Raw genomic sequence first — 12287 nt, forward strand, 5'->3', positions numbered from 1 at the left:
ATCACCATTATCGCCATGCCGGGCGTAGAGGTGCACCAGCAAACCGACTTCAGCGTGCTCCTCTCTCTCTGGCCGTCACATATTGCCGATTTCGGAGACGCCTTGATCGCCGCGACCGGCAAAGCGGCAAAAGGAGCAACGATCGTCACCTTTGACGAAAGATTCAAATCCGGCTTGAAAAAACTCGGGATGGAACTCCTGTAGGAACAGTTGATTTTCCGAACCGTTCGGCCTTTGCATTGAACCGTTTTTGACCCTGAAAATGGTCGTTTAAGCCTGAATAATAGCTACTTTTTGGGATCTTTTACCTGCGATTCAGTACGAGTTGGCAGAAAAAAATTGAAACAATAAAAAGTCAGAACCATCAAGACCAATAGAACCCAAGAGCAAAAAACATAAAGGGCCATATGCCGCTGATCATAGCTCTCATACTTACTTTCACCGCAGGATTGATGGTTCGCCTTAAAGGGAAGTCACAGCCCTTGGCGTGGCTTCTATCCTCGCTCGTCATCCCTATTTTTGTATTGTTTGATGCATTTATTCTTCCTTATCGAGGCGGGGGCGCTTCAATGTGGCCGATTGCTCTCGTTATTGAAAGTTTTGTAGGAAGCTTGGTAGGTGGACTTGGTGTGGTCGCTGCTTCTTACTATCTCAAAAAGAAAGAGAACAGCCAACCAGACGCTTAGACCATGAACGGGCGATAAAGCTACCAGTCAGGTCAAGCTCCACGACGTTGGCGTTAAAGTAATGAGGAAACAAATCTGTACATTTTGAGGTATTTCAAATGAACTCTGCTTCTGAACAATTAAATCAATTTGGATGGGACGAATGGTTTGAAGCAAATGCGCAAGAAAAGATCTTGGCAGGACAACGTCTTGCACGTGTTGTTGCAGTGGATCGTGAACAACTTATTGTAATAGATGAATCTGGTGAATATCGCGCAAAGCTTGCCGGCCGTTTTCTGTATACTACTGAGCAACCAAGTGATTTCCCATGTGTTGGAGACTGGGTATCCATTCAATACAGCGGCTCTGACGATTTTGGAATAATCCATGACGTCGTTCCGAGAAAGTCATTTCTTCGTCGTAAGTCTGCAGGTGATACCATTGAATATCAGATGATTGCGTCGAATATTGACGTAGCCTTAATAGTCCAGTCCTGTCAGTTCGACTTCAACGTTAACAGGCTTGAACGCTACCTGGTAATGGTCAGAAATGGGCAAGTACATCCTGTCATTTTACTCACTAAAACTGACCTGGTCAGTCCTGAAACGCTTCAAGAACTGACTGATGATATTAGAAATGCTGGAATAACTACGGAAGTGATCGCGCTTAGTAATGTCACCGGAGAAGGAGTCAACAATGTGCGCGAAATACTGCAATCCGGAAAGACCTACTGCCTCTTGGGATCATCAGGGGTTGGCAAGAGCACGTTGATAAACCAGTTGATTGGCCGTCAAATACTTGAGACAAAGATGGTGAGTGGAACTGGAGAGGGACGACATACCACGGTGCGGCGTGAACTCATCGTATTGAATAACGGTGCAATGCTTATAGATAACCCGGGAATGCGTGAGTTCGGCATTTTGGGGGCTGAGGAAGGGATTGGCAGCAGCTTTGCTGACATCTATAAGTTAGCATCGAAATGCAAGTATGGTGATTGCTCTCACTCTAATGAACCAGGCTGTGCAGTTCTGAGTGCTATTGAGGAAGGAAATCTCCATCGGGAACACTACAAGAATTTTATCAAACTCAGGAGTGAATCAGAGTTTAATGATCTGTCGTATCTTGAAAAACGAAATAAGGATAAGGCATTTGGCCGCTACATTAAGTCTGCAAAGAAAGATCTTGGAATCAAGCGCAAGTAATGAGGAGAATGAAGGTGAACCCATTTTATAAGCACAGCTGAAAGAGGGATTTACCAACAAGGCAGAAGCGCCGGCCTAAAACCGCCGTGTCCTCCCACGCCGTTACATGTAATAATGCATAAGGACTCAACAGCTAACAAATAGAGAACAAACATTTTTACAGAATCGATATCCTGGAAGACGAAGGATATGTGAACGGTGCAGGCAGTCGAGGTGAGCGCAATGAAATCCACTGATGACATGATGAAAGTATCCTCGAATCTGGCATCCGTTTCCGGCAATAACCGGATTTCGGGGAATTTCTTGATTGACAGTACAGACCTTGACCTGGCCGAAAAAATCCAGCAACTCCTGCTGCCAAAGAGTTCGCCAGTCTGCACCTGGTGCTGCATCGGCGTCAAGAACAGGATGGCGGCAGGACTCGGCGGCGACTATTTCGATTTCATCAGCATGCCCGATGAGTGCCAGTCACTTTTCATAGGCGATGTGACCGGTCACGGTCTGCACGCCTCGGTGGTCATGTCACTCATCTACGGCTTTATCCATCGGGCGGCGATGGGCGACTGCAATCCGCTGGAACTGACGCAGCAGCTCAATCGTTTTCTCATCGATTTTTCCCGCCGCTCACAAACCATTGACCAGTATTTTTCTTCTTCGTTGTTCTACAGCATCATCAGTCCGAAAACCTTCAACATGCACTATGTAAATGCCGGTCAAGTGCCGGGTCTGGTGCTCCGGGACGGAATCGTTACGGAACTTCCCTCGACTGGGCCGCCGGTTGGCTTTTTCGAGACTCCGGAGATGCACCTGCAGACGTTCAGCCTGGCAAAAAACGATCGTCTGCTGCTTTATACCGATGGCATCATCGAAACTACCAATGCCGCCGGTGAGCTGTTCGGACTCGAACGGCTGAAGAATCTGCTGAAGAGCACGGCAACAGCTGATTACCAGGAGTTCCTCGGACTGCTTTTCGAGGCCCACCTGGATTTTGGCGTAAACGAGCTGCCTGATGATGACTGCTCTGCGATAGTCATTGACTTCCACGGGATTGGATGAGCCAGAACCTGCCTGATTTTCCAGGAAAGAACCCATTATGCGAAAACATAAGCTCCTCCTGCTTTTTTATATCCTGATCGTAATCGCGGTTGGCGTGATCGGTTATGTCTCTGTCCTTTACTGGCAAGGGGGGGCAAGCAATTATGAGCCGCCGAAACAGCCTGCCGTTTCTCCGCAAGAACGGGTTCAATCAGATCTGCAGAACCTTTCGCAGGCAGTGGATGCCTATTTCATAAAAAATATGGAGTACCCTCAGAAATTGGAACTTCTCATACCAGAGTTCATTGATCGCGTCGGAAACGATCCTTTGAGCGGCAAAACGTATCTGTATAACCTGGACGAAACCGGAGGTATCGGTCGATATCGGATCAGCGTGCCTGACCCCAAACTCTATAATGCAAAGGAATTATATATTGAAGATGGCAAGCTCTTCCAAAAATAGATTTGTTTCGCATCGCTTTCCTGCACACTTGACGGTGGTCTTGTCGTCGGTAATCTTACTTTTATTTACTGCATCACTCTCATATTCGCAGGACTCACTTGATAGTGATATTGGGAAAGCCTTAAGAAAGGTCGTGAAATGTGAAAAAATAGAAGTTAAGACTAAAAATGCCGACAATAAGACCGGGAAACTGAGCTCTTTGTTAATCAAACTAGTGGCGATGGCGAAACAGATCTTCCCTGCTGACTATGTAACCGTGCAATACGCCAATCCTAACCTTGATATGACTGCTCTAAGAAAATCCAACAACTTTAAAGTCAATTCCTACTCTAATTTCAAAATCGGTATGCTGGTCTCTGAACAAACGGTAAAGAATGAATTTGTTAAGTCTGCAAGGAGGTTAAACTTTCAATACAACAAATTCTCCATCAAATTCACCCCACCCTACATCGAATTGGAGTTTGACATACCGGCCGGCGCAATTCCGCTCAAGGATAGAAAACTGGTTGAAAAGTTCATCAGGAATAAGCGGCTCGAAGGTTATGCTGCGCTCCGTTTGGAGATCCGTGACAATAAGATAATTGCCGCTCCGGTCAAGGTTATCCTGAACCATTTTCTCTTGCCAACGACACTGGTAGCTGAGCTTAAAAAGCAAATTAAGCCGATATACAATATTCCGCGCATCCGACCCTTTGATTATAACCTTACAAAAGTTGCTATACTGAAACAGCAAATATTCCTGAGTAATTGACCCGATGCGCCTCAGTTCCCGGAGTTTGCCTTCAAAAACATTTTGAGTATCAGGGTCTGGTGACAGTGCTCTCAATACAACTCGTACTTCAGCAACCGGCACTCCAGCGGCCCATTCCAGAGTGGAATCCGCCTGGTCGCCTTCAACCCCACATTCTTCGAGAGTTCCTGGCTGCCGGTGAAGATCCAGGCGGTGTTACCCTTGCAGCGCTGCTTGAACAGGTCGCCGATCTGCCGGTAGAAAGGCTTCAGCGCCTCCATCTCTCCCATCCGCTCGCCGTACGGCGGGTTGCAGATGATCACCCCGTTACCGGGCGGCGGGTTGAAATCGGCCATATCATGCCGGGTCAGGGCGATCAGGTCTCTGACCCCGGCCCGCTCGGCGTTACGACGCGCAGTAGCTATTGTCCTGCCGTCGCTGTCGCTGCCGAATATCGGTGCAGCTAGCTTGTCAAGCGCACGGCTGCGGGCTTCCGCAAGTTCCTTCTTCCACAAAGTGGCATCGAATCCCGGCCACCCCTCGAACCCGAAGCTGCGTCCCAGACCGGGCGCCCGCTTTGAAGCCATCATTGCCGCCTCTATCAGGATCGTGCCGGAACCGCAGAGCGGGTCGGACAGCGGTACCGTGCCGTCCCAGCCGGTAGAAAGGACTATCGCCGCCGCAAGTGTCTCGCGCAGCGGCGCCTCGTTCCGCTCTGTCCGATAGCCGCGCCGGTCGAGCGGCGCCCCGGACGAATCGAGGCTCACTGTGCAGCGGTTCTTGAGCAGATGGATATTGACCCTCAGACCCGGCTCCTTCGTATCGATGCTGGGGCGGGAGCCGGTGCGGTCGCGGATGGTATCCACTATCGCATCCTTGGCCTTGAGTGCCGTGTTGTGGGAATGGGTCATCGCCGAATCCCTGAGGGAGCAGTCAACGGCCAGGGTCATTTCCGGGGTCAGATAGTCGTTCCAGGGGATGCCTCGCACTCCGTCGTACAATGACTGCGGCGAATCGCACGGAAAACCGGCCAGAGGCACCATGACCCGATTGGCAGTCCGAAGCCAGAGATTGGCCTTGCGGCAGTCTGCCAGCTCTCCGGAAAACCGGACCCCGCCGCGCTCGGCCGCAATTCCGGCCACCCCTATTGTCGCCAGCTCTCCGGCAAGGATCTCCTCCACCCCCCGGGCGCAGGTTGCAAAAAATTCCATAGATCGGTTCCTTAATAAAAACGGCCGGGAGGTCATCCCGGCCCAGTATAATCTATGTCTCAGCAACGTCAGATTTGAGATGATCACAAGGCGGCGAGGAGGAAGCCCCGGAGGCGTACAAACAGTACGTCGAGGAGGCCGACGATGAGCCAACGCCGTGAGGGCTCAAATATGGCGTTGCCCAGCTATACCTGCTGGATGGCCGACAGCTTCCACTGATTCGGCCCCACCGGCCGGGTAAAGGTCCAGTACTCCTCGAACTTGACCGGATCGGTTTTGCTCCCTTCCAGGACAGTGCCGGACTCATCGGTGGTGTAGTCGAGCAGGTTGGCATAAACAAGGGTGGTGATGAAATCCTGGCCGCTTTCCTGCCAGGCCTCGGTGATCTCCACGCTGCGGACTGCGATGTTTTCCAGCCGGTTGATCCGCTTTTCCTGCAGCAGCCGCTGCACATCCTGCTGCAGGACGCCGCGCATCTCGTCGGTCATAACACCAGCGGCAGACGAGAGGTCCCGGTTCATCCATGCTCCCTGCACCTTGAAGAACAGGTCCATTACCGTGTCCTTGAACCGGCTTTCGTCAAAACTGTAATCCATCTGCCTGATGTACGACAATCCGGCCGCGGTGTCGTCATGCGGCTGCGGCTGGTCATAGGCAGGGGTGGGGCTGCCGTACGAGTAAGCCTGCGGCTGCTGATAATCGGGCTGGCCGTACGCCTGATAGGCGGCCTGGCCTTCGCGACGCTTCTTCACGAAGCGGTAGATCATATAGCCGATTCCGGCCAGGAGCAGGATATCGAACAGCCCTGGGCCGCCATAGCCACCACCCATGCCGCCACCAAAACCCATACCCCCGGAACAGCATGCCACCGAGCATGCCGCCGACCATCCCGCCCGCCATGCTGCGCAGGAATCCGCCCCCCGGAGATGCTTGCTGGAAGGGAGAGGGCGATACGGGCCGGGCAGGAGTCGCCTGCTGATACGGAGATGTCTGGCTCGGGCTCACCGGCCTGGAATAGCTCCTTGTCCCCCGGCTCCCCATGGAGCGGCTGCCGCCGGCACGCGCCTGGGCCTCGCTCTCCATGAAAACGGCGGTTACGACAAAAATACTCAAGAGCGTGATGAAAATCTGTGCTGCATATCGTTTCATTTATGATCCTCCTTTGTGACGTGACGTGCTTGGTCAATAAACTGAATTGTATCATCATTTCCGGCTCTTTCCGGAAAAAACTGCAACTGCTGAATTAACTGCATCGTGATCCGAGGAACTCCCAGACCGTCCGCAGGCTGCGCTCGACCTCAGGAGAGAAAGGAAGCATCGCGCCAAGCCTGGCAAGGTCTCCCCGCTCCCTGGCCAGCTTGAATGAGACCGGGAAATGAAGATCAAACACCCAGGAGAGCTGCAGGAGCCTGAAATCGTTGACCGTCCGCAGCAGCGACAGGTTTACCATCTCACGGCGGCCGATGCACTCCAGCACCCCTGCTGAGCATTCGGGGAGGTCCGGAAAGTCGAGATTTGCCGCAGAGGCCTGTTCAGTATCCGGAAGCAGCGACTGATCGACAAACACCCTCCAGATGTCGAGTTTGTCCGCATCGCGGATCAGATTCAGGTAAAGCCGGTGTGTGCCGGAAACCGATGCCGGAATCCGGAAGACATTATGCAGGCCGACTGCCTGTAAAATGATATCGGCCTCTTCGTTTGTCAACCCCTCCAGGAGCCGTGATTCGCGAATTACCCTCACCCCGAGCGCCGCATGGTTTTCCGATTTGCTGTCGTAAAAGGTGCGGTGACGGCGGTACTGCTCGAATCGCCCCACATCATGCAGCAGGCCGATAATCTCCGCCAGCGCGAGCCGGTCTCCGGAAAGCCCTGTCGATTCGGCCAGCAGCCGGATATTGTCTCTTACTTTCGTGGTGTGCAGCTCCTTGAGGGCGTAATTCCTCCCGGCTTCCGCATCGTCACCGGCGAAACTGCGCCAGTAATCCTTGAGCCAGTTTTCAAGTTCGCGCAGCTTTTCTTCGTGCATCAGTGCCCTTCCCACGGGGATTTGCGGCGAAGTATAACAGAGCAGCGGCTCGGGGCAACAAAAATCATCGTGCCAGGGACAGACAAAAACGCCCCGCCTCCTGAAAAGGAGCGGGGCGCCATTATACGATCCGGAGAGGGGACTATCCGAGCAGGATGACCAGGTCGTCCTTCTCCACCTTGCCACCCTCTTTGCATTTGACCTCGGCAATTGTCCCGTCTTCCTTGGCCTTGATATTGGTCTCCATCTTCATCGCCTCGGTGACCATCAGGACGTCTCCAGCCTTGATCTCGTCCCCGGCCTTGACGTTCAGCTTCAGAACCTTGCCCGGCATCGGCGCGCCGATATGCTTGGGATTCCCCTTGTCGGCCTTCTCGCTGACTGCCTCATCGGACTGCACTGACTGGTCGCGCACCGTAACGGAACGGGCATTGCCGTTCAGCTCGAAGTAGACCTGGCGGGTACCGTCGGACTGCACCCTGCCGATAGCATTCAATTTTATGATCAAGGTCTTGCCCGGCTCGATGTCGATCGAAGTCTCCTGCCCCGGCTCCAGCCCGTAAAAGAAGATCGGGGTCGGGATGACCGAGGTGTCCGAGTAGTCCTGGCGATGGCGGTCGTACTCGGGGAAGACGTGCGGGTAGAGGATGTTTGATACCAGCGCCCGGTCGTCAATACGGTGACCCAGCCGCTCTTCCAGCTTGAGCCGCTCCTCTTCGAAGTCAACCGGTTCCAGGAGCTCGCCTGGGCGGCAGGTGATCGGCTGCTCGCCTTTCAGCACGATCTTCTGCAGTTCCTGCGGCCACCCCTTGTAAGGCTGGCCGAGCATCCCCTTGAACATTCCGACCACAGACTCCGGGAATGTCAGTTCGTCGGCTTTGGTGAACACATCTTCGGGCTGCAGGTTGTTCTTGACCAGGAACATGGCCATGTCCCCCACAACCTTGGACGATGGCGTGACCTTGACGATGTCGCCGAAGAGCAGGTTGACCTTGTGGTACATCTCCTTGCACTCTTCCCAGCGATCCAGCAGGCCGAGCCCGGCCACCTGCGGCTTATAGTTCGAGTACTGGCCGCCGGGGATTTCGTGGTGGTAGACCTCGGCAGTGCCGCTCTTCAACCCGGACTCGAACGGGGCGTAATAGTCGCGTACCGTCTCCCAGTAGTTGGCCAGCTGCTGCAGCCCTTCCGCATTCATCTGCGGATCACGCTCGGAGCCTTCCAGAGCCGCTACCAGAGCGTTCAGGTTCGGCTGGGCCGTAAGACCGGAGAGAGACGACAGCGCCGCGTCAACGATATCCACCCCGGCCTGGCTCGCCATCAGCAGCATGGCTCCGGCATTGCTGGAGGTGTCATGGGTATGCAGATGAACCGGAATGCCGATGTTCTCCTTCAGGGCCTTGACCAGCTTGTAACCGGCCATAGGCTTGAGCAGTCCGGCCATATCCTTGATCGCCAGGATATGAGCCCCCATCTTCTCCAGTTCCTTGGCCATGTTCACATAGTATTCAAGCGGATACTTGTCCCGCTTCGGATCGGTAATGTCGCCGGTGTAGCAGATGGCTGCTTCGCAGATCTTGCCGCTCTTCCTGACCGCCTCCATCGCCACCTGCATGCCGGTGGTCCAGTTCAGGGAGTCGAATACCCGGAAGATATCCACACCGGAATTCGCAGCCTCTTCGACAAATTTCTGCACCACGTTGTCCGGGTAATTGGTGTAACCAACGGCATTGGAGCCCCTAAGCAGCATCTGGAACAGGATATTTGGTATCAATTCCGAAAGCTTGTGCAGCCTTTGCCAGGGGTCTTCCTTGAGAAAGCGCATGGAGACGTCAAAGGTGGCCCCCCCCCAGCATTCAATGGAGAAGAGGTCGGCCCCCAGGTAAGAGGTCGGTTCGGCGATCTTCAGCAGGTCATAGGTGCGGACCCGGGTCGCCAGGTTGGACTGGTGGGCGTCGCGCATGGTCGTATCGGTCAGCAGCAGCTTTTTCTGCTCAAGTATCCACTTGGAGAGCCCTTCTGCGCCCAGTTGCATGAACAGGTCGCGGCTCCCCGCCGGCCGGGGCTTGGTGTAATCGATCTCCGGAATCCGGGCCTCCAGAAGTTCCGCCGACTTGAGCGGCTTGGCCACGCCGGGTGAGCCGTTGACAATGACATCACCGAGGAATGACAGCACCTTGCTGGCCCGGTCCTTTTTCTCGCGGACCTGGAGCAGCTCGGGATGCTTCTCAATAAAGGAGGTATCGCAATTCCCCTTGATGAACACCGGATGGGTAACCACGTTTTCGAGAAAGCCGATGTTGGTCTTGACCCCGCGGACCCGGAACTCCTGCAGGGCGCGGTTCATGATATGGGCGGCATCCTTGAAGGTCAACCCCCAGGAGCTGACCTTGACCAGCAGGGAATCATAGTGCGGGGTGATTTTGGCGCCGGTAAAGGCGTTGCCGGCGTCAAGCCTGATGCCGGCCCCGGCTGCCGAGCGGTAGGTGGTCAGGGTGCCGAAGTCAGGGGCAAAGTTGTTCGCCGGATCTTCGGTGGTGATCCGGCACTGGATGGCATAGCCGCGCATGTCGATGGCCGACTGGCTGGGGATGTTTATCTCCGGGTCGGACAGCTTGTGACCTGCGGCGACCAGGATCTGATACTGGACCAGGTTTCGGCCGGTGATCATCTCGGTTACGGTATGCTCAACCTGGATCCGCGGGTTCATCTCGATGAAATAGTGGTTACCCTCATGGTCCACCAGGAACTCCACGGTACCGGCATTGCGGTACTTGACCTGGCCCGCGATCTTGAGGGCCGCGGTGCAGAGCTCCTCGCGCTGGGTCTGGGTGAGGCAGAGCGCCGGAGCGAACTCCACCACCTTCTGGTGGCGGCGCTGCACAGAACAGTCACGGTCGAAAAAGTGCACCAGGTTGCCGTAGTTGTCGCCAAGCACCTGCACTTCTATATGTTTGGGGTTCTCTATGTAACGCTCCAGAAAGACCGCGGCATTGCCGAATGATGCCTTGGCCTCGCTACTGGCAGCCACCAACCCCTCCAGCAGCTCCTTCTTGTTGCGGGCAACCCGCATCCCGCGTCCGCCGCCGCCGGCCGAGGCCTTGATTATGATCGGGTAACCACACTCTTTGGCGAATTTAAGGGCCTCTTCTTCCTTGGCGATCGGCTCCTCGGTACCGGGCACAACCTGCACACCGGCAGCCACAGCAGCTTTACGACCGGCAACCTTATCACCCAAAGCCTGCTGCATTCCAGCCGTAGGGCCGATGAAAACGATTCCGGCCGCCTCGCACTTCTCGGCAAACTCGGCATTCTCGGCCAGAAAACCGTAGCCGGGATGGATGGCGTCGACATCAGCCTTGATGGCCAGGGCGATGAGTTCGTCTATGCCCAGATAGGCGTCGATCGGGCTCTTCCCTTTCCCGACCAGATAGGCCTCATCTGCCTTGTAGCGGTGCAGGGAGAGCTTGTCCTCCTCGGAGTATATTGCCACCGTGCTTATTCCGAGCTCCGTGCAGGCGCGAAAAATCCGTATGGCAATCTCCCCACGGTTGGCCGCCATCACCTTGCGAAATTTTCTTGCTGCCACTTGACACCTCCGGCAAATATTGTTTATTCAAAATAAAACGGTTAAAGTATAGTTAAAACTTTTGCTTGATCAATTTTTTTTCGTGTTATTTTGTATAGTTATAACCCTTAACCCAATCATTGCCAATAAATCAGAATATGCCGCTATTGTCAACAACAAACAGCCGTTATACAGAATAGAACATATTTACCCGCCACAGGTTTCACTTTGCCAGCCCGGAAAAACATGGTAGTATCTGCTGTCACAAAGCATATTAAAAAGGAGAAGTGCGATGAATCTTTTAAAGAAATTAGTGATTACAGCGACTTGCGCTGCCTTTGCCATAGCGATGCAGCCTCTCCGCCCGGCATTCAGCGCCGAGACAAAGCCGGCTGAAACAAAGGCCGCTGCCGCACCAGCCAAACCTGCCGACCAGAAGGCGCAGGAGCCGGCAAAGGGTTCGCCGACCGATGTTGTTGCCAAAGTAGGGAATACGCCTATTTTACGCTCTGAACTGAACAGGGCCGAGGCGATCCTGATGAAACAGAACCCTCCGCAGCAGCCACTCACACCTGGTCAACAGCAACAGGTGAATGATTACCTGATCGAACAGCTTACTTCTGCCGAACTCCTCTACCAGGCAGGACTCAAAGTCGAAATTAAAGACCTGGATAAACAGATCGACGACAAGATGAGCCAGGGAAAAGCACGGTTCCCTTCACCCGCAGATTTTGAAAAGGCCCTCAAGGAGCAGAATCTCGATGAAAAACTCCTGCGCGAATACACCAGGAAAGAGATTATCGTCAACAACTATGTGGAAAAGGAGATAGTTCCCCAGGTTAAGGTGACTGATGACGAGATCAAGAAATTTTACGACGAAAACCTGACCAAGTATTTCAGCAAGCCGGCACAGGTCAAAGCAAGTCACATCCTTATCGGAGTCGATCCAAAGGCCGATGCCGAGACCAGGAAAAAGGCAAAGGAAAAGATAGACAACATCCTGAAAGAGGTAAAGGCGGGCAAGGACTTTGCCGAGCTGGCCAAGGCCAACTCCACCTGCCCCAGCAGCGCCAAGGGTGGCGACCTCGGGACGTTCGGCAAGGGCCAGATGGTAAAACCTTTCGAGGACGCCGCCTTTGCCTTGAAAACGGGTGAGGTCAGCGACGTTGTTGAGACCCAGTTCGGCTACCACATCATCAAGCTGACCGACAAGCAGGAAGCGCAGACCGCACCTCTCGAAGAGGTAAAACCGAAGATAACCGAGTATCTAAAGGGACAGAAAGTGCAAGCAAAGGTACAGGATTACCTTAAAGAGCTCAAGGGAAAGATCAAGGTGGAAAAACTGATCTGATCCATCTTTGTGTACAATCGCAAAAAAGGCCCGAAG

11 protein-coding genes are annotated in these 12287 nt (G+C 53.8%); 7 read left to right on the forward strand and 4 right to left on the reverse strand.

Annotation, left to right across the window (positions count from 1 at the left end; genetic code table 11):
* The first annotated feature begins 15 nt into the window (after positions 1-15).
* The 6 genes from OR1_RS02045 (at position 16) to OR1_RS02070 (ending at position 4116) form a co-directional block, all read left to right on the forward strand.
* Complete coding sequence (locus tag OR1_RS02045) at positions 16-204, forward strand: hypothetical protein (protein ID WP_041969651.1); 189 nt, start codon at positions 16-18, stop codon at positions 202-204.
* A 203-nt stretch (positions 205-407) separates the two neighbouring features.
* The gene (locus OR1_RS02050) at positions 408-686 is read left to right on the forward strand and encodes a hypothetical protein (RefSeq protein ID WP_041969652.1); all 279 of its coding nucleotides are present in this window, start codon (positions 408-410) and stop codon (positions 684-686) included.
* Positions 687-784: 98 nt separating this feature from the next.
* Positions 785-1867 carry a ribosome small subunit-dependent GTPase A gene (gene rsgA, locus OR1_RS02055; protein WP_041969653.1) on the forward strand — a complete coding sequence of 361 codons (1083 nt, stop codon included), beginning with the start codon at positions 785-787 and terminating at the stop codon, positions 1865-1867.
* Between the two features lie 222 nt (positions 1868-2089).
* Positions 2090-2923, forward strand: a complete 834-nt coding sequence (locus OR1_RS02060; protein ID WP_082002784.1) for a PP2C family protein-serine/threonine phosphatase — start codon at positions 2090-2092, stop codon at positions 2921-2923.
* A 37-nt stretch (positions 2924-2960) separates the two neighbouring features.
* Positions 2961-3365, forward strand: a complete 405-nt coding sequence (locus OR1_RS02065) for a hypothetical protein (RefSeq protein ID WP_041969654.1) — start codon at positions 2961-2963, stop codon at positions 3363-3365.
* Positions 3337-4116 carry a hypothetical protein gene (locus OR1_RS02070; RefSeq protein WP_152609778.1) on the forward strand — a complete coding sequence of 260 codons (780 nt, stop codon included), beginning with the start codon at positions 3337-3339 and terminating at the stop codon, positions 4114-4116. Before OR1_RS02065 ends, OR1_RS02070 begins: the two co-directional genes overlap by 29 nt.
* 71 nt (positions 4117-4187) lie before the next feature.
* On the opposite strand, the gene OR1_RS02075 is transcribed toward OR1_RS02070, so the two are convergent.
* The 4 genes from OR1_RS02075 to OR1_RS02090 form a co-directional block, all read right to left on the reverse strand.
* Positions 4188-5306: a class I SAM-dependent RNA methyltransferase gene (locus OR1_RS02075; protein WP_237754200.1), complete on the reverse strand. Its 1119-nt coding sequence runs from the start codon at positions 5304-5306 to the stop codon at positions 4188-4190.
* Positions 5307-5491: 185 nt separating this feature from the next.
* Complete coding sequence (locus tag OR1_RS02080) at positions 5492-6175, reverse strand: Tim44 domain-containing protein (RefSeq protein WP_370543320.1); 684 nt, start codon at positions 6173-6175, stop codon at positions 5492-5494.
* Positions 6176-6549: 374 nt separating this feature from the next.
* Positions 6550-7332: an HD domain-containing protein gene (locus tag OR1_RS02085; RefSeq protein WP_041969658.1), complete on the reverse strand. Its 783-nt coding sequence runs from the start codon at positions 7330-7332 to the stop codon at positions 6550-6552.
* Between the two features lie 142 nt (positions 7333-7474).
* Positions 7475-10921 (reverse strand): pyruvate carboxylase, encoded by a 3447-nt coding sequence (locus OR1_RS02090; protein WP_082002763.1) that lies wholly within the window; start codon positions 10919-10921, stop codon positions 7475-7477.
* Positions 10922-11192: 271 nt separating this feature from the next.
* Here OR1_RS02090 and OR1_RS02095 point away from each other — a divergent pair, with 271 nt between their 5' ends.
* Positions 11193-12251: a peptidylprolyl isomerase gene (locus OR1_RS02095; RefSeq protein ID WP_041969660.1), complete on the forward strand. Its 1059-nt coding sequence runs from the start codon at positions 11193-11195 to the stop codon at positions 12249-12251.
* The last annotated feature ends 36 nt before the right edge of the window (positions 12252-12287 follow it).

Origin of the sequence: Geobacter sp. OR-1, from assembly GCF_000813145.1 — a bacterium.
GTDB lineage: Bacteria > Desulfobacterota > Desulfuromonadia > Geobacterales > DSM-12255 > Geoanaerobacter.

Coding starts and splice junctions, on each gene's coding strand:
- OR1_RS02060 (WP_082002784.1), top strand. CDS start 2,090: ATGAAATCCACTGATGACATGATGAAAGTATCCTCGAATCTGGCATCC.
- OR1_RS02045 (WP_041969651.1), top strand. CDS start 16: ATGCCGGGCGTAGAGGTGCACCAGCAAACCGACTTCAGCGTGCTCCTC.
- OR1_RS02065 (WP_041969654.1), top strand. CDS start 2,961: ATGCGAAAACATAAGCTCCTCCTGCTTTTTTATATCCTGATCGTAATC.
- OR1_RS02050 (WP_041969652.1), top strand. CDS start 408: ATGCCGCTGATCATAGCTCTCATACTTACTTTCACCGCAGGATTGATG.
- rsgA (WP_041969653.1), top strand. CDS start 785: ATGAACTCTGCTTCTGAACAATTAAATCAATTTGGATGGGACGAATGG.
- OR1_RS02075 (WP_237754200.1), bottom strand. CDS start 5,306: ATGGAATTTTTTGCAACCTGCGCCCGGGGGGTGGAGGAGATCCTTGCC.
- OR1_RS02085 (WP_041969658.1), bottom strand. CDS start 7,332: ATGCACGAAGAAAAGCTGCGCGAACTTGAAAACTGGCTCAAGGATTAC.
- OR1_RS02095 (WP_041969660.1), top strand. CDS start 11,193: ATGAATCTTTTAAAGAAATTAGTGATTACAGCGACTTGCGCTGCCTTT.